The organism is Acinetobacter sp. ANC5681 (genome assembly GCF_023488045.1).
Classification (GTDB): domain Bacteria; phylum Pseudomonadota; class Gammaproteobacteria; order Pseudomonadales; family Moraxellaceae; genus Acinetobacter.
This window is the reverse complement of sequence record NZ_JAMFKZ010000020.1, coordinates 26,313-46,829: the sequence shown is the minus strand read 5'-3', so window position 1 is coordinate 46,829 and position 20,517 is coordinate 26,313. Positions and strand designations below refer to the sequence as shown.

Here is a 20,517-nt window from a genome sequence, read left to right as displayed (position 1 = left end):
ATCACTAGGAATGTGATGAATAAATCAACACTGGCTAGTTTTTTTGAAAATACTGCAAGAAGGTTGCTGTACTTCTTGTAAACGTAGGTCCTTACGCTGTTCTGCAGCTTCGAAACGACAACGCTTCCAATCCGTATCTAATTTTAATGTCGGAACAACTTTAGGTTTACGCTCCTCATCCACAGCAACCATGGTGAAATAGCAGGTATTGGTATGTCTGATTGTACGCTTTTGAATATTCTGTGCTTCTACACGAATACCGACTTCCATAGAAGTACGTCCTACATGATTAACACTCGCTAAAAATGTGACTAATTCACCAACGTAAATTGGCTCTTTAAAATTAACTTTATCAACAGACAATGTCACAACATAACTGCCTGAATAACGGCTTGCACAAGCATAAGCAACTTGGTCAAGCAGTTTTAAAATTGCTCCACCATGAACATTACCTGAAAAGTTTGCCATATCAGGTGTCATTAAAACTGACATTGTAAGCTCTGACTGATCATCAGGTGCTTGGTTCAATTGATCTAATGGATACATAGGAGAACTCATAGGAGAATACAACATGTGTATTATCGTTCATTCCTCAACGTAAAAATACGTATAAATGTATAAAACATCATCAACTATTTTTATGATAGATCGAAACATTATTTCAGTAGGATTACATATAGACCCTTTTTATTAGATTTTATCTAAAATTAACAATGTGTTATTAACAAGATAAATACTCATCATACAAAATTTTATATCTAATAATTTAATTTAAATTTGTAGCTTGAATGAGTCCCATCACGCCATTAACGATCATATCGACAGCAATTGTACCGATCAGTAAAGCAGATAAACGCCCCATAATGTCAAAGTAACGATCAATATACTTCGCATGCTTGTAGCGTAAATGATCGTGTCCGTATTTCATCGCGATAAGAATACTGCAAGTTAACGCCAATGTGAGGGCAATCACAGCAATTGCTCCTCCAAATGGAACACTCACGCCTGTGACAACCGCAGCACTAATTGTTCCTGGTCCGATCATAAAAGGCATAGCAATCGTACCTGCTAAATGCTCAGGAGCACCACGCATTTCACCGATTGTTTCTGCACCCTGGAACACATAACGATAACCAATTACAAGAAAAATTAGTCCACCAAATATTTGGAAAGATTCAAATCTTACATTTAGGTAGCGACTAAAAATATTCTCACCCCCCCATGCAAATAATGCAAAAACAGCAAAAGCAATTAAGCTCCCTTGAATCAATGCTTTATTAAATACTTTTACATCGGTATTCCGAATCATCCCGACCATGTAGACACTCATCAGGAACGGATTCAATAATGAAAAAAACAATGCAAATGCATGGATATAGGGTGAAAACATAAAACTTCCGTTATTACGATTAATACCTAAACTTCGTTCTAGTTAAAGTAAATGAGAATAGAATTTCAAAACGATTCCAACTGATTAATCAAACAAAGAATGCATATGCTGCGATTCAACACTTAAAAAACAGTATCATCGCTTGAACCCACGTATCTTAAATTAGTTAATTTAAAAAAAACTCATAAGTGATACAGGCAAAAATTGCGATCAAATAAACAGCGAAAAACTGATAAATAGTTTTTATGAACCGTAAAATCATAAAAATTAACCAGTTTGAATATGTTCGCATATTCATATTTCTTTAAATTTGTAGCGCTGTATATAACTAGTATTGAAAATGTAAAATAAGGATTTAATCAGTATATGAACTGTCTGATCAGCGTATTCTGGATCAGCAAATACAGGCACACGTACAAGCACTTGCGTCATCCCTACATGCCAATCAGCTTTCACATTTGCGTTATCGTGAAGGCAGTATCAGCTATCTGGATGTGATTGATTCGGACTGGAATCTTGCAGCAAGAGCAACTCGCTGCACAGCTTCATGGCAGTCGAATGATTGCTAGCGTAGATCTTATTCGGGCTTTAGGTGTTGGTTGGCATGAACCTAAGCTGCCGAGTCATATGCTATTGTTTTAATGAAGAGATTTAAATATATATTGCTTCTTTGAAGTTCCAATTTAACTAAACGTTAAAAAGCCAATTCTTAAAGACATGCAATTAATTTATAATTTCAATTAGATCGGTTTTTAATCACAAACCTCAAAGCCTGTAAATTTAGATTTAAATTTTCAATATTTATGCTATGATGCTCGTTCATATATGGGGATGTTATTGGCTTCGACGCTGGTGATGAAGCTCATAGATGCATGCCGAGAGCGCATTTTCTCTCGTAAATAAAATTTGCATTTTAATAGTCGCAAACGACGAAACTTACGCTCTAGCTGCCTAAGGGCAGCTTGTCCGCTTCACTGAATACTTGTGGTCAGTGAACCCGACCGAAGCGCACGCACACAAGTCCGTATAAAGTCAAGCCTCGGGGCTTTATACCAAACTTAGAGGATCGCACCTTGTACCCTGTTCGTCGGGTCGCTTGATGTTAAAACAATAGACGATATCTAAGCATGTAGTATTCTCGAGTGTAGTGCTGGCGGACGCGGGTTCAACTCCCGCCATCTCCACCAAATATCTAAATTTGTATGCTGTCACATGATGATATACAAAATTAAAAAGGCTTAAAACTGTAATGGTTTAAGCCTTTTTTATTGCAAACGAATAAGCATTTACTGCTTTTGAATTAAGTTCTGTGAATAGCTCATTAGATTAACTAGTTACTACGACAAAAGATGACGTATATTTAAAATTCATATTCTGATGTATAACTCAGTATAATTTATAATCATTTTGTTAAGTTTAGATTAGCTCCCGAAAGTCGGACACCCAATCGGATTGGCTTAACTACTTTATTGGGATGTGCGGGAGGCATGAATTGAAGCGTATTAGCGATAAGGGGAAAATACCTGAGTTTTTCAATAATAAAAGATATGACGAATATTATAAAAATTGTGGTGTGGTGAAATTAGCTCACGAAATCCAAGAACGACAAAATATCTCATTTCAAATCAACCAGATATTTGAGGATGATTACATTACTCCTATTACAGACGATGACCTTAAAGATGAGAAATTTATAACAATAAAACGCTTTAAAATTATTGATGGCAAACGCATTGAATATACCCCACCCCCAAGGACTATTGAGCAAATAATTGAAGATGACAAAAAGTTTTATTTGAGATTGATTGAGGGCTTTGCAGAGCAGACTTATGTTGAGTATCCAAAACTAGGGAAAATACCCAACAGCAAAAAACCTATGGAGATATTTCCGCGATTTTTATTTGATTGTAGACCATATATACAGCCACTAAAGGAAGCCACAGACGATATAGAAATTCGTGCTAAATATGCATTAAGGGAGAATGTGGATGATTATGATGAATACCCAGCTATTAGTATTAATTTAGATTTTTCCGATGATGCAATTATAGCGGACGTAAAAAAGCATTTAATACAATTGAGAAAGCAGCTAAAGCACAAGCCAAAACTTCTACCGCCTAAAGAGTTTATAAGAAAGTTTAAAAATTTTAGAACACTACAGGTCATTGACGTCCTTTTATGGCAGAAGCTAACAGAACAACATATTGAGTACGATACACTGGCAGAGTTTTTATTTCCTCAAGGACAATTTACTGGAAAGCAACTAAGAGAAACTATTATTCCATTTACAAAAAAACTTTTAGATTCAAAAAGTAATGAATCTGCATACATGTTTTATCTAGCAGATAAAAAGTAGTGAAAAGTAATCTAAATTCGTTTTCACAACTCTAATAATTATTAAAAAACATACTGCACCTACACAATATTTTGTCATGTAGGTGCATAAATGACTATCAAACCAATCCATATTCAATTTAAAACAGCTTGTGAACTACTGGACATAAAACAAGAAGCGTATGAAGAATTGAATCTATTCTACTTACAAGCAAAAATTCAGAAAGAAATTGGATCATTTCATGGTAAAGGCTTAAATAAGCATAAATATATAATGAAATATTTAAATCAAAAAATATCAAGATATGAAGAAGATCTACAACTAAAACTTTGGGAACATATCAATGAGCTAGATAGTAAAAACCCAAAGACGAAATAAACATTCATATCAGATTGAAATAAAAAAACTCGGATGAATAAGTCCGAGTTTTCTAAAGAAAATTTAATGATCTATCAAAATTAATGTGGCGCAGGTCCACCCGTAATTGCTTTAGGTTTTGGACTCATCCAAATCAAGGCACTGGCAAAGATAAATACAATAGCCAAAATCATAAACACATGATTAGCCGAAATCGTAATCGCTTCTTTATCAACTAAATTTGCAATCGTTGCGAGTGTTGCATCAGGTGAAAAACCATTTTGCAATAAGGTATTTTGGACTTCTTGTGGGTGCAAATTATTCACCATTTCACTACGAGCTACCTTCGTGTGATCATCCCAAATTGTCACTGCAATTGAAGCACCAATCGCCCCTGCCATTGTTCTCAAGAAATTCATTAAACCTGCGGCAGAAGCCATTTCTTGAGGTAAAACAGAGCCCATTGCAATATTCGACAGCGGAATAAAGAAAAACGGCACTGCAAAACCTTGCAAGATTTGTGGCCATGCTAATGACATAAAGTCTGCATCTGTAACCCAAAAAGCTCGCATGACCGTAACCACACCCAACAATGCTAGTCCAAAACTAGCCAATGCCCGTGGATCATATTTAGTTGATAACTTGGCAACAATTGGCGACATCGTCAAACTACCAAAACCCATAGTTGCAGTCAGATACCCTGCCCACGTGGCGGTATAACCCAAGTTAATTTGTAGCCATTGAGGAATAAGGACAATACTGCCAAAGAACGAACCAAAACCAAAAGCGAGTGCAAGCACAGAAACTGCAAAACCACGGTGTCGGAACACATACAGGTTAACCACAGGATGCTTTTCTGTGAGTTCCCAAATCATGAAAACAATAAAACCCACAACTGCCGTTAATGCCAATACAATAATACTGGTACTATTAAACCAATCTCGCTCATGCCCAAGGTCTAGCATCAATTGTAAAGCACCAATCCACAGCACTAACAAACCTAAACCGACTGCATCAATTCGTAATTTCTCAGTTTTAGTTTCTGCTACAGACAGCAAGCGAATGGCTGCCAATACACAGAAAATTCCAACAGGAATATTAATAAAGAAAATCCAATGCCAGGACAGATTATCACTAATCAGTCCGCCCAAAATCGGCCCCAAAATTGGTCCAACCACGGTGGTCATGGCCCACATTCCCATGGCTTGTGAGTGTTTTTCAGGTGGGAAAATTCGCATCAACAAGGTTTGGCTCAGTGGCATTAACGGACCACCACAAAGTCCTTGTCCAATACGGAAAAAAACCAGCATTTCCAGTGATGTCGCCAAACCACATAGGAATGAAAAGATGGTGAAACCAATTAACCCAAAGACAAAAACTCTGACTGTGCCAAAACGTCCAGCTAGCCAACCTGTAAGTGGAACACAGATGGCTTCAGCAACGGCGTAAGAGGTAATCACCCACGTTCCTTGTGAACTAGAAACAGCTAAGTTCCCTGTAATATGGGGGACTGAAACGTTGGCAATGGTGGTATCAAGCACCACCATAAAGTTGGAAAGTGCAATGACAAATGCGGCGAGCATTAACCGCCCACCGCTAAGTTCTGCAAAAGGATTCTGCGTTTTCATGGCTGATTACTTCGATGCGAGATCAATGTCCGCTTGCATCGACAACCCTACACGCAATGGATGTTCTGCAAGTTCTTTGGGATCAAGCGTAATACGTACAGGTAGACGCTGTACTACTTTAATCCAGTTTCCTGTCGCATTCTGTGCTGGAATCAAGGCAAATGCGGCACCTGTCCCACCAGAGAAGCCCTGAACTGTCCCGTGATAAACCACATCATCACCATATAGGTCTGAACGAAGCGTTACTTTCTGCCCTGCTTTCACTTTAGCAAGCTGACTTTCTTTATAGTTTGCGTCGACATAGAGCGCAGATACAGGCACCACTGACATCATCACAGTACCTGGTGCAACACGTTGCCCAATTTGAATATTCTTGCGTGTCACCACACCATCAACAGGCGCACGAATAACGGTACGCTCTAAATCAAGCGTTGCTTGCTCAACATGGGCTTTTGCAACTAAAACATCAGGTGTTGATGCTTCATTTACCCCTTGAATCAATGCTTCATTTGCAGCAAGTGTACTTTCTGCGGCTTTACGGCTTGAGGTTGCTTGGGCTAAACCCGCTTGAGCTAAATCTAAGCTTGCTTGTGCCGTCGATACTGCACTTTGCGCTTTGCTCAATTCCTCTTTAGAAATCGCTCCTGAAGCGGCAAGTTCATTACGACGCTTTAATTCTAAGTTCGCTTTATCAAAATCTGCTTGCGCTTTACTTACTTGTGCTTGTGCACTATTAATTTCATCATTGCGAACCACAACTTGAGAATTCAATGAGCTACTATTCGCTTGGCTTTGCTTGTATTGACGTTGCGCTTTTGCCAACTCAGCTTGTGCTTGTGCCAACTGGATTTTGGCATCACGCTCATCTACACGAACGAGAACATCCCCCTTTTTAACTTGTTGGGTATCTTTCACCAAAACTTCAGCGACTTGTCCACTGACCATTGAGGTGATTTGTGCCGTTTCTGCCCCAACATAGGCATTATCGGTACTGACAGCATGGTTAAAGAACAACGCCCAAATAGCATACAAAATTGCTGCAAGGATAAGAATAAGTGCGAAAAATCCTAAAAACTTTTTACGTTTTGCTTTCATTGCATCATCTGATGCCGAATTAGCAGCAATATCTTGTTGATTAGCTTGGGCGTCAGTCATATGTTATTCCTGAAAATTAAAGGGATTTTTAACTTTTGGTTTAATCAGCCGATTAGTCTAGTTTTTTTAACTTAACCAATTGTTAAAACCTAAGATCAAAATACAAACAAAAATTTAAATCGCATTTTAACGATAAAAAATCATATGGCGAGAATAAAAAAAATAACTGATGCGTTCAATTCTTATATTTTGATAATTTTTTATTTTACTTTCATGTAAACAATAAAAAAGCGTCAAAAGACGCTTTCATATTGAAAATCATCGTTAGAATGCGTAAGAAGCAATTGCCGTTGCAATTGGCTTAGCTTCATCATTGAGCATGGTCATACGCATGGTACAGCCTTTGCGTCCTAAGCGTAATGTTTCCGCACGCGCAGTAAAAAACTGACCACGACCCGGAGCAAGATAATCAACACGCATATCTACAGTTGCTAAACGCGATACTTTCTTAATCGTGTCAGGTAAATCTTCAGGGGTTGCACGGCGATAAAGTTGTTCCATTGCAACCACGCCACCAATACTATCCAGTAATGTCGCAGCAACACCACCATGCAAAATTTGGAAGGCTACATTACCGACCAAGTCAGGCTGCATCTCGATATAACCTTCAATTTGATCATCAACAACGCGCATGCTCATGCCACAATGCTTAAAAAATGGTGAAGAATTAAATGCTTTACAAAGCTGCTTTAATACCACGTCATGATCGGCTTTAGCACCTAACTGAATATTGCCTGTCCAGTTTTTCTTTACATCATTCATACGCTGTCTAAATCCAAAGGAACGATAAACATCCCATTATTTTGTACAAATCTAAAATTATGGGGCTACAATAGCGAGGATATTTAATTGAACTTAGCCGCTAAGCTCTCCCTAGCATGACTTAAATATTTCAATTATTCCTATAGTGTAATACTGAACATCGAGATTGTTATGACTTATACGTTCAATCGTCCCGCTTTTCCCGCGACTCGCATGCGCCGTATCCGTAAAAATGACCAACTTCGTGCCATGGTCAGTGAAACACAACTTACAGCTAATCATTTGATTTATCCAGTATTTGTATTACCGGGACAACAACAAACTCAAGATATTCCAAGCATGCCAAATGTGCAGCGTCTATCTGCTGATTTATTACTCAAAAAAGCAGAAACTTTGCTCGAACTCGGTGTTTCAAAGCTTGCTTTATTTCCAGTAACCCCACAAGAAGACAAAAGTTTAACGGCGGAAGCTGCATGGCATGAAGATGGTTTGGTTCAAGCCACTTGCCGCTTACTGAAAAAAGAATTACCAGAAATGGTATTGATTACCGATGGCGCACTTGATCCTTATACCACTCATGGTCAAGACGGTATTATTGATGAAACTGGCTATGTTTTAAATGATGAAACCGTTGAATGCCTAGTCAAACAAGCCCTCAGCCATGCACAAGCGGGTGCTGATGTCGTTGCACCAAGTGACATGATGGATGGACGTATTGGTGCGATTCGTCAAGCACTTGAACAAAATGGTTTTATCTATACCAATATCATGGCGTATTCAGCAAAATATGCCTCAAGCTTCTATGGCCCTTTCCGTGATGCAGTGGGTTCAGCAAGTAATTTAAAAGGTGCAAATAAATATAATTATCAAATGGATGTCGGCAATCGTGCCGAGGCATTGCATGAAATTGCACTTGATATTCAGGAAGGTGCAGATATGGTGATTGTAAAACCGGGTATGCCTTATCTGGATGTCGTTCGTGAAGTGAAAGATACCTTTGGTGTACCTACTTTTGTCTACCAAGTTAGTGGTGAATACGCCATGCTTGCAGGTGCGATTCAAAATGGCTGGTTATCTGAAAGCGTGATTTTAGAGTCATTGATGTGCTGTCGTCGTGCGGGTGCAGATGGTATTTGGACCTATTTTGCCGAAGATGCTGCACGTAAACTCAAAGAGATGAGATAGCAATCTCCCTTACTGAGCTAAAACACTCCTCACCTCTTTAATATCAAAGAGGTGAATTTTGAAATTGGTTTAATTTTTTATGCATATTGCCATTATTGGTGCGGGTATTAGCGGCTTGATGTCAGCGTTAGAACTTGCTGAACAAGGTTGCTCTGTTGATATTTTTGATCAACAACAAGCAGGTCAGGCTGCCTCATGGGCAGGCGGTGGAATTCTTTCCCCGATGTACCCGTGGCGTTATGCACCAGAAGTTAATCATCTTGCTCAATACGGTAAATCGCTGTATCAAATGTGGAATGAAAAACTTCTGCCTATCACGGAGATTGATTTTCAAATCCACAATACAGGCATGCTGATTTTCGATCAGGAAGACTTTGATATAGGACTGAATTATGCCAGTCAATATCAAGAACCCATGCAACAGTGCAATTTGTTAGAACGCAAACAACTTGAACAAATTAATCCGCATATTTCAGAAAAATTTCAACAAGCCATCCATTTTCCGCAACTGTCGAATGTACGTAATCCTCGTTTATTACAATCTCTCATCAGCTATCTTAAACAGCATCCTTTCGTTCGTTTTTTTGAGCACTGCTCAATTGATCAACTGATTGTTAAAAATAAAACGGTACACGGAATACAAACTTCAAATGGTCAAGTTTTTGATGCTGATCATGTTGTTCTGACCTCGGGCGCATGGAGTCAATATTGGGAAGAATACATACATCGACAAATTCCTGTACAGCCTATACAGGGGCAAATGCTGCTGTTCAAAACACCTGAAAACTGGTTACCTACCATGTGTATGAATCGGGTGATGTACCTGATTCCACGTCAGGATGGTCATATTGTCTGTGGTTCGAGTATGGCTGACTGTGGTTTTAGTACAGCTGTGGATGAGCAAACACAGCAGGATATTTTAACGGCGTGTCTGGAAATGGTGCCTGAGCTGCAACAGTTCCCGATTGTGCAACGCTGGGCTGGGTTACGTCCAAGTTCGCCACACGGTATTCCCTACATCGGTGCCATGCCTGAAATTGGAAACCTGTGGGCCAATTTTGGGCATTTCCGTAATGGGCTGTGTATGGGTGCGGGATCGGCACGTTTACTACGTCAGTTAATGCTGGGGCAAGAAACTCTTGTTGATCCAGTGGCCTATTCTCCAGAACGCTTAAAAAAACAGGATTTAATCTCTTCCTAGAATTTCAGTTAAGGCTGATTTCAGGTCGGGATACTGAAACTGGAAACCCTGATCCAGCAATGCTTTGGGTTTGACATACTGACCATTTAGAATCAACTGGGATTGTTCCCCCAAAGCCAGTTCAAAGACACATTTCGGCATTGGAATAAAAGGCTTACGTTTTAAAATCTGCCCTGCGACCTGTACAAATTCTTGCTGACTCAATTGTTCAGGCGCAACCAGATTATAAACCTTTTGCTTACTATTCGATTGCAGCAGAAAAACAATTGCATTAAGTACATCCTGAATATGAATCCAAACAACAGGTTGTTTGCCTGAGCCAATTTTAGCAATCATATTCAATCGAATCGGTAACAACATTTGCGGCAAGATTCCGCCATCACCAAAAACCACCCCTAAGCGAATAATTTTAGTATTTTGTTGAGTAAATTTAAGTGCTGTTTGTTCCCAAGCCTGACAAAGCTCTGACATAAAGATTACTTGTGGCGGTGTATTTTCGTCACAGATCGCCGTCCACATTTCTTCAGGATCAATCCCGTAATAGCCAATAGCTGAGCCAGAAATAATACATTGGGGGAAGATGCTTTTTTGCTGTAACCACTGATAAAGTTTCTCCGTCATGGCCAATCGGCTTTGTATCAGTTGTTTTTTTCTTTGATCAGTCCAGCGTTTTTGACCAATATTTTCACCAGCCAAATTGATGACATAGTCAATTTCAATGACTTTAATTTCATCTAAATCATTTACCCATGTTAAATCTGAATCATATGAAGCTTTATTTTTTTGTCGTGTCAGTGCAATCACTTGAAAATTATTTTTCAATAGAAAAGGTAAAAGATGAGAACCAATAAACCCACTTGCACCTGTCACCAATACCGTCATTTTTTTCATGGACTGATCTATCAAAAATGAATCGTATTAAAACTTTTAGCAGAATACAGGTGAATTACAAGTGAACTTTTTTATCCTAGTTAAACATCTTGTTTGCCATTCTTTGCGCCTGTGGACCATAGAACCAGTAGGTCATTAGAAATAGTGGAATGGCAAGCATCGCCCACATCCCTAACACCGTGATAAGGAACTGTGGCTGTTTTAGGTAGAGCAGAAAATTCTGCCAGATTTCAGGGTCTTTACGTGCAAAGATAAATAAACCAAGCAATAAACCACAAATGTTATATCCCCAAAAAATCAGGGTAAATCCCAAAGTCAGGCGTTTCTTTTCCTGCGCAGTTGGGGCACGGCGCTGTTGCTTTAAAAACCTGAATAAGACAAAAATAATCGCGATTAAATAAGGAACAGCAGTAAGCACACCACCAATACTATTAGGTAAAATTGCAGCGATGACTCCAGCGATTAGGCTAGAAATCAAGCACACAATAAAAAACCAAAGGTAGTACAAACGCAATGAAATCATGTAAATAAACCAAATCTAATCTACTTCAAAAATAATTATAAATTTTTTTCACTTTTTTTTCATTTTTTATGTCAACCAATCCTCAACTATCACCGTTATATAAGGTACAAGGTCGCAGCAACCGAATGTTCATTGCACGGCATCCGCAATATTTTTCGGTGACCTTTCATTATGACTCTCCATCTTTGACATTGGCTTTGTTAGTAGCCAAAGCCGTTGAAAAAGATTTTGACCGACGATTTATCATCACTCGAATCGTCGGTTTTTATTTTTTATAATGCTCAAAAATAAAAAATCAGAATATAAACCATGTCATATCTATTGAAATTCAATTTTCAAGTTCACAATGCGATGTACATCTGTGTTCAGTTAAGACGATTAGCAAAATAGAAAATCTTTCTATTGAATATTATCCTATTAAAACAAAAGTGTTCACGACAGCATATTGCAATGCCCGATGCCATACCATCCATTGGGTGCTGTAACTGTTGTTATTGGCAAAGCTATTTCCTGAATTTAGATCATCACGTCTTTGTTCGATATGAAATTGATGAGAATGCAAAATGACAATGCTATACTAAAATTTCATAAAATTAAGCAAGTTAAGCACTATAAAAATGAAATGTCCAAACTGTCAGGTTGACGTTGTAAATGAAAATATCAATATCCAAACGGATATGGGGAAATGCCAAGTTTGCAATCATATTTTTCGTATTTCTGAAAATTTTGATACGCCATCATATGCATTTGATATCAATCAACCCCCAAGCGGTACTTGGTATAAAAATAATATGCAAGAAATTAAACTAGGCGCAACACTGAGAAGCCCGATTGCTTTCTTTCTAGTGCCTTTTATGTTGATTTGGTCTGGTGGTTCGCTAGGCGGAATCTATGGAACTCAAATCGCAAAACAGCAATTTAGCCTCTTACAAAGTCTATTTGGTATCCCATTTCTGATTGGAACCATTATTTTTGGTTCGCTTACACTGATGATGCTATTTGGTAAAATTGAGCTCACCATTAATCAACAAGGTGGACGTGTATTTACGGGAATTGGCAGAATAGGAAAATCAAAATATTTTAATTGGAATGACGTTAGTCGAATTAGAGAAAACCGTTCAACTAACTCATCCAATAAACAACAAGCCCAAATTGTCATTGAGGCAAATCAGCCTATCACATTTGGTCTTGGACTCGCTCCAGAAAGACACCACTACTTATTTCATGCATTGAAAAGAATACAATCACAATATAAACCTGAAAGAAGGAAAATCTAAAGGACTCCGTCGATAAGCAAAATAAACTTCAGATGAACTCAAACCAACGCTTACTCACCTTTAAATTGAGGAAGACGTCTCTCAAGCATCGCACGTACACCTTCTTGAGCATCTTGCGATGCAAACAATGGCTTAAGATAACTGTCCATATTCTGAAATGCGAAAACCTCTCCCTGAGTAACCGCATCAGTTGCTGAAGCCAACAATGCTTGTAATGCAAGTGGTGCAGCAATACAGATTTCTTGGGCAATCTCGATAGCCCGATGAAGCTGTGTGCCCTTAGCAACAATCTCAGAAAGCAAATTTAGTTCATTGGCTTTTTGGGCATCAAAAGTTTTCCCTGTCAATAAATACGGCATGGCTTTTTGCCAACCTGCAGCCTGCACAAAACGCACTGTTGCTCCACCAAAAGGCATTATTCCGCGTAATACTTCAAGCTGACCAAAAATCGTGTCTTCGCTCGCGACGACAACATCTGCATTCAACATCAACTCTACCCCAGCGGTATAACAAATCCCTTGTACAGCTACAACAACAGGCTTGGTTCGATGCCGTCCTCCAACCCCCCAAGGGTTAATTTGCCCTTCTTCAAAACTAAAAATCCCTTGAGGAATTTTGGGTTGTAATTCCACCAAGTCCAGACCTGCCGTGAAATGGTCGCCATGTGCAAAAATCACGGCACAACGTAGTTTAGGATTATTTTCATATTCGGTTAAAGCCAGAGATAAATCCTCAATCATATGGCTATCAAAGGCATTTCGTTTTGCCACTCGGTCTAAGCCAATCAACATAATATGGTCCATGATTTCACGGCTTACTTTTCCTAAACTCATTCTTTTAATTCCTGTTTTTTAGTAATAATGTTGGTAACAAACTAGTTGATCATTTTCGAATGATCAAGACATATCTTGTCTATGTTATTCAACGCTACAAGGCTCTACTTTTTGGCTGAATCCGTGCTACCTTATTCAGGTTCATTTTATTTTTAGATTCATTTATGACCGTGCGTTTTTTTCATACGTCTGACTGGCATTTGGGGCAGTTTTTTTATAATCATTCCCGCCACTATGAACATGAACAATTTCTGGCATGGTTACTTGAGCAGATCAAAGCCAAACAGCCGCATGCATTACTCATTGCAGGTGATATTTTTGATGTGATTAATCCCAGCTCACAGGCACAAAAACAACTCTATCAATTCCTTGCCGATGCACATGAGCTTGCCCCACAGATGCAAACTTTGATGATTGCAGGCAATCACGACTCAGGTTATCGCATTGAACAGGTCGAGCCCTTATTAGCAAAATACAATGCTAAAACGGTTGGTGTGATTCGTTGGAATCAAGATAAAAGCCTCGATTTGGAACGTTTAATTTTGCCGATTTATGATCAACAAAGGCAGATTGTGGCATGGTGTATTGCCCTGCCATTTCTACGTTCAGCTGAAATCACAGGCTTTAATGAACACACCACCAACAGCCAAAATGCGATTGCTTATTTACACCAACAGTTAATCGAAGAAGCCAAACGCCGTAAAACCGATGATCAGGCCCTGATTCTGATGTCACATGCGCATATGCAAGGTGGTGAAACTTCGGATTCAGAGCGGCCGATTATCATTGGCAATGAAGAAGCCCTATCTACAGCTCTGTTCGACGATAGCATTGATTATGTAGCACTAGGGCATTTGCATAAACCGCAAAAAGTACAGCATCCACATATTCGTTATAGTGGTTCACCGATTCCTTTGTCATTTAGTGAAATCAACTATAAGCACCAAGTGGTTGAGGTCAGCATTGATCCTAAAAAAAATGAAGACGCGTTTAGCTTTGAAGCTCTGCCAATACCACGAAGTATTCAACTGCATAAAATTAAAGATGAACTCAGTGTAGTCATGCAACGTCTGCGCAATCTACCAAATGAACCGATCGAAAATCTCGAGCATCGTGAATATGTCGATATCGAATATCATACCTCGACACCACCACAGCCGAATCTACGACAACAATTTGAAGATGCCTTGCCCAAAGATCGTTATCGACTGGTGCGGATTTCCAGACAATATCTCTCCAATGAAAGCAATGCCGAGAGCAAGCAAACTATTAGCTTAGAACCACCGACACCCGAAAAACTATTTCAGCAAATTTGGGAGCAAAAGGGCTATCACGCCGATGACGAAGTTACCAAAGACTTTATGAGTTTGGTCGCAGAAGCGCAAAAGCAACTTGAAGATGATCAGACTGTTTAAGGACCTGCCATGAAAATTTTATCAATTCGACTGAAAAATTTGGCATCTCTGGCAGATGAGCATTTTATTGATTTTGAAACTGAGCCTTTGGCCAGTGCGGGACTGATCGCCATTGTCGGAAAAACGGGCGCGGGTAAATCCACGATTTTAGATGCCATGTGTCTGGCCTTATTTAATAAGATTCCCCGCCTCAAAGAAAGTGACGGCAAACTGTTAGATGTCGATGGTTCGGAACTACTCACCAACTCCCCTTTAACGGTTCTACGTCGCGGCACAGGACATGGTTTTGCCGAACTGTGTTTTGTAGCACAAGATCAGAAACATTATCTCGCACGTTGGGAAATTAAACGTGCCCGTGAAAATGCCAGTGGCAAACTGCAAAGTGTGCAACGCTCACTCAAATGCCTGACCGACGGTGTAGTGATTGCAGATAAAACCAAAGCGGTTGAAGCCCATATTCAACAGATTACCCAACTCAGTTTTGAGCAATTCACCCGTGCGGTACTGTTAGCGCAGTCTGAAGTCACCGCTTTTTTAAAGGCACGCGATAATGAGCGTGGTGAATTATTAGAATATCTGACCAACTCCAGTATTTTTGCCAGAATTGGACAACTGGCGTTTGAAAAAACCCGTGAAATCAGCAACCAGCGCAAACAACTGGAAAATGTTTTAGGTCATATTGAAATCCGTTCAGATGAAGAGATTGCTGAATTACAGACTCAATTTCAGCAGATACAACAACAGGTTCAACAGCTTGAAGCCGACAAAGTTCAGCTCAATCAACAGCAACAATGGTTTGAACAGCGACAGAAACTCGAAACTGAAATCACACTAAAACAGCAACAGTATGACATTCAAATTCAAGCACATCAGGCTTTAGCCGCAGATCGCAATCGACTCAGCCAACTCGAAACCTTCTCAGGTATTCGTCCTGTCGTGTTCCAACAGCAACAATTGGAAAAAGCACTGCAACAGCTTGAACCGCAGATTCAACACAAGCAGCAGCAATTTACCGCTGTAAGCACCCAATTTGAGCAAGAAAAAAAGGCTTATACGCAGGCTGAAACGGCCTTACAGCAATTTCAGAGTTTTGAACAAAAGCATCAGCATGAACTCACTCAAGTGCGTAAATATGTACAGGAACGTGAATACATTGCCGATGAATATAAAAAAACCAAAGTTCGCTTAAACCAAAACGAAGCGCAACAACAACCATTGCTTGAGCAACAGCAGCAGTTTGAACAAAGTCGCAACAACCTATCCATACAACAACAAAGCTGCTCTGAACAACTGCAACAGAGCGCACAATTCTCCACTTTAGATAAGGGCTTGAATGCACATCTTCAGCAGCTGCAGCAATTTATTCTGCAATACCAAAAAGTCGAACAAAATTTAGGTTCGATTCAACAGGCACAATCCAAACTTGAACAAGATCAGATCGTATTAAATGAGCTCATTCAAAAATTTGGTACACCACAACAGATTGAAAGCCAGCTTGAACAGAAACAAAAACTTAGAGAACAGCAACAAGCCCAACTGAATCAACTAGATCTGATTCAGCAAAAGTTACAGCATTATTTTGAACTTAACAAAGACCGTGAAGCACTAGCCCATCAACTCAGCAACACACAGCAACAACATCAGCAACTTGACCAACAACTGCAAACTAGCCAAGGCGCATTCCAATCTGCCAAAAATGAACGGGAAAAATTGCAGCAGATATTGCAACAACAACGTTTATTACATGCTGAAAATATTGAACATCTCCGTGCAGAACTCAAACACGGAGAAGCCTGTCTGGTCTGTGGTAGCACCGAACATCCCTATCGTGATGATGCAAGTCAGCTTTCCAAAGCCTTGTATGAGCTGCAACAACAGCAAGAACAACAGGCCATTCAACAAGAGCAACAATGCTTTCAACTTTGGCAAAACACACAGCAGCAATTTACCCAGATTCGTACCGAACTGACTCAATTGCAATCCGCAGTGCAACAAGCAGATGACAAATTCAAACTGCAACATCAGGAGTTAGTCAAACATGCCGCACAGTTCGAGATCCTCCTAGATTTAACTCAGTCGCATGCGAAAATCACTACCGTTCAACAGCAATACATCAATGAGGCAACCCAGTTCAAACAGCAGATTGAAATTGAGTTACAGCAACTGCATCAGGCCAATAAAGACCACTATCACCTGACTCAAACGATTCAAAATATCCGCTATCAACTCGAAAGCGTACAGCAGTTACAGCAACAGATTCAGCATGTTGTAGATTGCCTGACTAGCGATGAACAAAACTTATGGCAACAGCAAACGCTAAGCTCTGCTCAACAGCTAGCACAACGTTTACAGCAACGTGTTCAACAGATTGAACAAGCTGAAACACTCAGCAAGCAACAGCAGCTGCTTGAACAGCAACTGAATCTATTAAAGACCAATTTAACAAGCTTGAACACTCAACATGCGGAGTTTAGCCAGCAACTCAAAGATGTCGAGCTTAAAGGCAAACAAAATACAGAGTCAGCGCATCAACTAATTGTAGTGATGACAGGTTTAACCGAACTGAAAGCCAATGAATGGTTAAACCAACACGATCAACAGCGTCAGCAACTCCAAAATCAATATCAGCAGATCAAGCAGCGTTTTGAACAGACTCGTCAAATCTATGAACAGCAGAAAAATGAACTGGAACAGCTCAAGGCTCAACAACAACAGCAACACTCTACTCTTACTCAATCTAAAACTGAAATTCGAGCATGGTTAAGCCAGCATCCTGAGTTTGAAGAGCATCAATTAGCTGACTTACTTGCTATTCGTGCTGAGCAAGAACAGCACGTTCGAACATCGCTACAACATGCAGAACGCTTACTCAATGAGGCCGCCTCTGCATTGAAAACGCTGCAACAGCAATTACAGATACATCAGCAACAACAGCCACCCATCGAACACACCCAGTTGATTGAGTACATCCATCTCAATCATGAGAAGCTACAACAGCAAACCGAACAACGTGATAAGTTCAAACTGAAATTAGAAGTACATCAACAAAACCTTGCCAAGCAAAAACAATTTGCAGATCAAATCCAGCAGATTCAGCAGCAGGAACACCGTTGGAATAAGATTTCTAGTTTAATTGGCGATTCCAAAGGTAAAGATTTCCGTGACTTAGCTCAGCAATATAATCTGGATATTTTGCTGGAATATGCCAATCAACAATTAGCAATGCTATCGCAGCGTTATACCTTAAAACGTTTGGATAACTCCCTCAGCCTAGCCATCATTGACCATGATATGGATGGAGAAACCCGTTCAGTGGCTTCACTGTCTGGTGGTGAGTCTTTCCTGACTGCCCTTGCGATTTCCTTGGCAATTGCCAATATGGCTTCAGGTTCTATGAAAATCGAATCACTGTTTATTGATGAAGGTTTTGGCACACTGGATGCTTCATCCTTGCATATGGTGATGAATGCGCTAGATCAACTGCAAAGCCAAGGCCGTAAAGTGGTATTGATCTCGCATATTCAGGAAATGCATGAGCGTATTCCTGTACAGATTCAGGTACAGCCAATAGGTTCAGCTTCAAGTCGGATTGAGCTGGTGGGCTGATACAAGGCTTAACCAGTTACCCGAAACATAGTTTCTCGTCTCGCGCTTCGGGCAAATGAGAAACATAGCTTCGCAAGACATCGTGAAACGAGGTAGCTTTGCTTTTCCTCGCTCATCCTCTTGCACCAAACAATGCCGTTCCTACTCTGACCATAGTTGAACCTGCTGCAATCGCAGCTTCGAGATCGGCAGACATGCCCATACTTAATGTATCCCAGTCTTGCGGCTGTGCATGTTGAGCTTTCACTTGCTCAAATAGCACTTTAGCATCAGCAAATGCGGCATGATTTTCGGGTGCAGGAATCACCATCAGACCACGCAAACGTATGTGTGGAAGCTGACTGATTTGATGAACCAATTCTAAAACCTCATTTGGTTGGCAACCATCTTTAGAATTTTGCCCATCAATATTTACCTGAATACAGATATTTAACGGTTTTTGATTTTCTAAACGTTGCTTGGATAAACGTTCTGCAATAATGAAGCGATCGACTCCATGCACCCAATCAAATGTTTCTGCTAAATGCTTGGTTTTATTGCGTTGTACATGACCAATAAAATGCCATTCAATATCTAAATCTTGTAATTCATCAATTTTAGTCAAGGCTTCTTGCAAATAATTTTCACCAAAACAACGCTGACCAACAGTATACATTTCTCGTAAGGTTTGGCTCGGATGAGTCTTTGAAACAGCCAACAATTGTACGGTCGAAGGATCACGTTTCACCTGCTGGCAAGCTTGCTCTATTTGATTTAAAACAGATTGACGGAATTGCTCAGATTTATTCATTGACACAGTTCTCACTTACAAAATCTTTTTTCTCTCACATTCTATAATATGTTGGTAACACAGAGTGAAAGCCGTATATTATTCTATAAAAGAGTGAGGCATTTTGATTGTTTCGGGGAAATCATGGATATTACAGAATTACTAGCATTTGCAGTTAAAAACGGTGCTTCAGACTTACATCTTTCATCAGGCATGCCACCAATGATTCGTGTAGATGGTGAAGTCCGTCGTATTAATTTACCGGCACTAGAACATAAAGATGTACACCGCTTAGTGTATGACATCATGAATGATAAACAACGTCGTGATTATGAAGAAGATCTAGAAACTGACTTTTCATTTGAAGTGCCTAATATTGCACGTTTCCGTGTGAACGCATTTAACCAAAACCGTGGCGCTGGCGCGGTATTCCGTACCATTCCATCTAAAGTTTTAACCATGGAAGACCTTGGTTTAGGTTCAATTTTTAAAGAAATTTGTGATTATCCACGTGGTATCGTTTTGGTTACAGGACCTACGGGTTCTGGTAAATCAACGACGCTCGCTGCGATGATTGATTATATTAATGAAAACCGTTATGACCATATTTTAACAGTTGAAGATCCGATTGAATTTGTACACCAATCTAAAAAATGTTTGATTAACCAACGTGAAGTGCATCGTGATACTCATGGCTTTAACCAAGCACTTCGTTCTGCACTTCGTGAAGACCCTGACATTATTCTTGTCGGTGAGATGCGTGACTTAGAAACCATCCGACTTGCATTAACTGCGGCTGAAACGGGTCACTTGGTTTTTGGTACACTGCATACGACCTCTGCAGCGAAAACAATTGACCGTGTCATCGACGTATTCCCTGCCGAAGAAAAAGATATGGTTCGCGCCATGCTTTCTGAATCACTACAAGCCGTTATTTCACAAACATTATTGAAGAAAAATGGTGGTGGTCGTGTTGCAGCACATGAAATCATGATTGGAATTCCAGCAATTCGTAACCTTGTACGTGAAAATAAAGTAGCTCAGATGTATTCTGCTATCCAAACGGGTGCAAACTACGGTATGACTACACTTGACCAAAGTCTTAAGACCCTAGTTTCAAAAGGCGTTATTAGCCCTCAAGTTGCCCGTACTGCAGCAAAACAACCTGAGTCATTCCTATAATAATAAAC

At 39.8% G+C, this 20,517-nt stretch carries 17 protein-coding genes, 1 other RNA gene and 1 pseudogene; 10 read left to right on the top strand and 9 right to left on the bottom strand.

Annotation, left to right across the window (positions count from 1 at the left end):
- Positions 1–24: 24 nt before the first annotated feature.
- Complete coding sequence (locus tag M5121_RS11745) at positions 25–546, bottom strand: acyl-CoA thioesterase (RefSeq protein ID WP_005158145.1); 522 nt, start codon at positions 544–546, stop codon at positions 25–27.
- A 220-nt stretch (positions 547–766) separates the two neighbouring features.
- Positions 767–1,390 carry a MarC family protein gene (locus M5121_RS11740; protein ID WP_005158146.1) on the bottom strand — a complete coding sequence of 208 codons (624 nt, stop codon included), beginning with the start codon at positions 1,388–1,390 and terminating at the stop codon, positions 767–769.
- A gap of 371 nt (positions 1,391–1,761) precedes the next feature.
- On the opposite strand from M5121_RS11740, the pseudogene M5121_RS11735 reads away from it, so the two are divergent.
- The 4 genes and pseudogenes from M5121_RS11735 to M5121_RS11720 all read left to right on the top strand — a co-directional run.
- Positions 1,762–2,032: pseudogene (locus tag M5121_RS11735) on the top strand (hypothetical protein); the annotation flags it as partial.
- Between the two features lie 185 nt (positions 2,033–2,217).
- Positions 2,218–2,577, top strand: a transfer-messenger RNA (tmRNA) gene (gene ssrA, locus M5121_RS11730).
- A gap of 305 nt (positions 2,578–2,882) precedes the next feature.
- Entirely contained in the window at positions 2,883–3,746 is an 864-nt protein-coding gene (locus M5121_RS11725) for a DUF6387 family protein (protein WP_249571282.1), read from the top strand.
- 90 nt (positions 3,747–3,836) lie between these two features.
- A complete protein-coding gene (locus M5121_RS11720) occupies positions 3,837–4,103 on the top strand; it encodes a hypothetical protein (RefSeq protein WP_227519064.1) in 267 nt (88 codons plus the stop codon).
- An 80-nt stretch (positions 4,104–4,183) separates the two neighbouring features.
- On the opposite strand, the gene M5121_RS11715 is transcribed toward M5121_RS11720, so the two are convergent.
- The 3 genes from M5121_RS11715 to M5121_RS11705 all read right to left on the bottom strand — a co-directional run bounded on the left by M5121_RS11715 (position 4,184) and on the right by M5121_RS11705 (position 7,627).
- The gene (locus M5121_RS11715; RefSeq protein ID WP_249571281.1) at positions 4,184–5,710 is read right to left on the bottom strand and encodes a DHA2 family efflux MFS transporter permease subunit; all 1,527 of its coding nucleotides are present in this window, start codon (positions 5,708–5,710) and stop codon (positions 4,184–4,186) included.
- Between the two features lie 6 nt (positions 5,711–5,716).
- A complete protein-coding gene (locus tag M5121_RS11710) occupies positions 5,717–6,865 on the bottom strand; it encodes an HlyD family secretion protein (RefSeq protein WP_249571280.1) in 1,149 nt (382 codons plus the stop codon).
- Positions 6,866–7,129: 264 nt separating this feature from the next.
- The gene (locus M5121_RS11705; RefSeq protein ID WP_087544948.1) at positions 7,130–7,627 is read right to left on the bottom strand and encodes a thioesterase family protein; all 498 of its coding nucleotides are present in this window, start codon (positions 7,625–7,627) and stop codon (positions 7,130–7,132) included.
- A gap of 171 nt (positions 7,628–7,798) precedes the next feature.
- On the opposite strand from M5121_RS11705, the gene hemB reads away from it, so the two are divergent.
- Positions 7,799–8,812, top strand: coding sequence for a porphobilinogen synthase (gene hemB, locus M5121_RS11700; protein ID WP_005158198.1), 1,014 nt, complete (start codon positions 7,799–7,801; stop codon positions 8,810–8,812).
- A gap of 79 nt (positions 8,813–8,891) precedes the next feature.
- Entirely contained in the window at positions 8,892–10,013 is a 1,122-nt protein-coding gene (thiO, locus tag M5121_RS11695; RefSeq protein WP_249571279.1) for a glycine oxidase ThiO, read from the top strand.
- Here thiO and M5121_RS11690 read toward each other — a convergent pair.
- The gene (locus tag M5121_RS11690; protein ID WP_249571278.1) at positions 9,999–10,904 is read right to left on the bottom strand and encodes a TIGR01777 family oxidoreductase; all 906 of its coding nucleotides are present in this window, start codon (positions 10,902–10,904) and stop codon (positions 9,999–10,001) included. The genes thiO and M5121_RS11690 overlap by 15 nt on opposite strands.
- Positions 10,905–10,980: 76 nt before the next feature.
- Positions 10,981–11,427 carry an ABZJ_00895 family protein gene (locus M5121_RS11685; protein ID WP_249571277.1) on the bottom strand — a complete coding sequence of 149 codons (447 nt, stop codon included), beginning with the start codon at positions 11,425–11,427 and terminating at the stop codon, positions 10,981–10,983.
- 617 nt (positions 11,428–12,044) lie between these two features.
- Here M5121_RS11685 and M5121_RS11680 point away from each other — a divergent pair.
- On the top strand, positions 12,045–12,704 hold the full coding sequence (locus M5121_RS11680) for a hypothetical protein (protein ID WP_249571276.1): 660 nt from the start codon (positions 12,045–12,047) through the stop codon (positions 12,702–12,704).
- Between the two features lie 50 nt (positions 12,705–12,754).
- Here the strand turns inward: M5121_RS11680 and M5121_RS11675 are convergent, their stop codons facing one another.
- The gene (locus M5121_RS11675) at positions 12,755–13,537 is read right to left on the bottom strand and encodes a crotonase/enoyl-CoA hydratase family protein (RefSeq protein WP_249571275.1); all 783 of its coding nucleotides are present in this window, start codon (positions 13,535–13,537) and stop codon (positions 12,755–12,757) included.
- A gap of 164 nt (positions 13,538–13,701) precedes the next feature.
- Here M5121_RS11675 and M5121_RS11670 point away from each other — a divergent pair, with 164 nt between their 5' ends.
- Together M5121_RS11670 and M5121_RS11665 are read left to right on the top strand one after the other, a co-directional pair.
- Positions 13,702–14,952 (top strand): exonuclease SbcCD subunit D, encoded by a 1,251-nt coding sequence (locus tag M5121_RS11670; RefSeq protein ID WP_249571274.1) that lies wholly within the window; start codon positions 13,702–13,704, stop codon positions 14,950–14,952.
- A gap of 9 nt (positions 14,953–14,961) precedes the next feature.
- The gene (locus M5121_RS11665; RefSeq protein WP_249571273.1) at positions 14,962–18,558 is read left to right on the top strand and encodes an AAA family ATPase; all 3,597 of its coding nucleotides are present in this window, start codon (positions 14,962–14,964) and stop codon (positions 18,556–18,558) included.
- A gap of 112 nt (positions 18,559–18,670) precedes the next feature.
- On the opposite strand, the gene M5121_RS11660 is transcribed toward M5121_RS11665, so the two are convergent.
- Positions 18,671–19,348 carry a YggS family pyridoxal phosphate-dependent enzyme gene (locus tag M5121_RS11660; protein WP_249571272.1) on the bottom strand — a complete coding sequence of 226 codons (678 nt, stop codon included), beginning with the start codon at positions 19,346–19,348 and terminating at the stop codon, positions 18,671–18,673.
- Positions 19,349–19,471: 123 nt separating this feature from the next.
- Between M5121_RS11660 and M5121_RS11655 the strand changes: the two genes are divergently transcribed.
- On the top strand, positions 19,472–20,509 hold the full coding sequence (locus M5121_RS11655; protein WP_034601609.1) for a type IV pilus twitching motility protein PilT: 1,038 nt from the start codon (positions 19,472–19,474) through the stop codon (positions 20,507–20,509).
- Positions 20,510–20,517 lie beyond the last annotated feature (8 nt).

Excerpts from the sequence above, each read along its gene's own strand:
- M5121_RS11745 (WP_005158145.1), bottom strand. The coding sequence starts at position 546 with ATGTATCCATTAGATCAATTGAACCAAGCACCTGATGATCAGTCAGAG.
- M5121_RS11740 (WP_005158146.1), bottom strand. The coding sequence starts at position 1,390 with ATGTTTTCACCCTATATCCATGCATTTGCATTGTTTTTTTCATTATTG.
- M5121_RS11720 (WP_227519064.1), top strand. The coding sequence starts at position 3,837 with ATGACTATCAAACCAATCCATATTCAATTTAAAACAGCTTGTGAACTA.
- M5121_RS11715 (WP_249571281.1), bottom strand. The coding sequence starts at position 5,710 with ATGAAAACGCAGAATCCTTTTGCAGAACTTAGCGGTGGGCGGTTAATG.
- M5121_RS11710 (WP_249571280.1), bottom strand. The coding sequence starts at position 6,865 with ATGACTGACGCCCAAGCTAATCAACAAGATATTGCTGCTAATTCGGCA.
- M5121_RS11705 (WP_087544948.1), bottom strand. The coding sequence starts at position 7,627 with ATGAATGATGTAAAGAAAAACTGGACAGGCAATATTCAGTTAGGTGCT.
- hemB (WP_005158198.1), top strand. The coding sequence starts at position 7,799 with ATGACTTATACGTTCAATCGTCCCGCTTTTCCCGCGACTCGCATGCGC.
- thiO (WP_249571279.1), top strand. The coding sequence starts at position 8,892 with ATGCATATTGCCATTATTGGTGCGGGTATTAGCGGCTTGATGTCAGCG.
- M5121_RS11690 (WP_249571278.1), bottom strand. The coding sequence starts at position 10,904 with ATGAAAAAAATGACGGTATTGGTGACAGGTGCAAGTGGGTTTATTGGT.
- M5121_RS11685 (WP_249571277.1), bottom strand. The coding sequence starts at position 11,427 with ATGATTTCATTGCGTTTGTACTACCTTTGGTTTTTTATTGTGTGCTTG.
- M5121_RS11680 (WP_249571276.1), top strand. The coding sequence starts at position 12,045 with ATGAAATGTCCAAACTGTCAGGTTGACGTTGTAAATGAAAATATCAAT.
- M5121_RS11675 (WP_249571275.1), bottom strand. The coding sequence starts at position 13,537 with ATGAGTTTAGGAAAAGTAAGCCGTGAAATCATGGACCATATTATGTTG.
- M5121_RS11670 (WP_249571274.1), top strand. The coding sequence starts at position 13,702 with ATGACCGTGCGTTTTTTTCATACGTCTGACTGGCATTTGGGGCAGTTT.
- M5121_RS11665 (WP_249571273.1), top strand. The coding sequence starts at position 14,962 with ATGAAAATTTTATCAATTCGACTGAAAAATTTGGCATCTCTGGCAGAT.
- M5121_RS11660 (WP_249571272.1), bottom strand. The coding sequence starts at position 19,348 with ATGAATAAATCTGAGCAATTCCGTCAATCTGTTTTAAATCAAATAGAG.
- M5121_RS11655 (WP_034601609.1), top strand. The coding sequence starts at position 19,472 with ATGGATATTACAGAATTACTAGCATTTGCAGTTAAAAACGGTGCTTCA.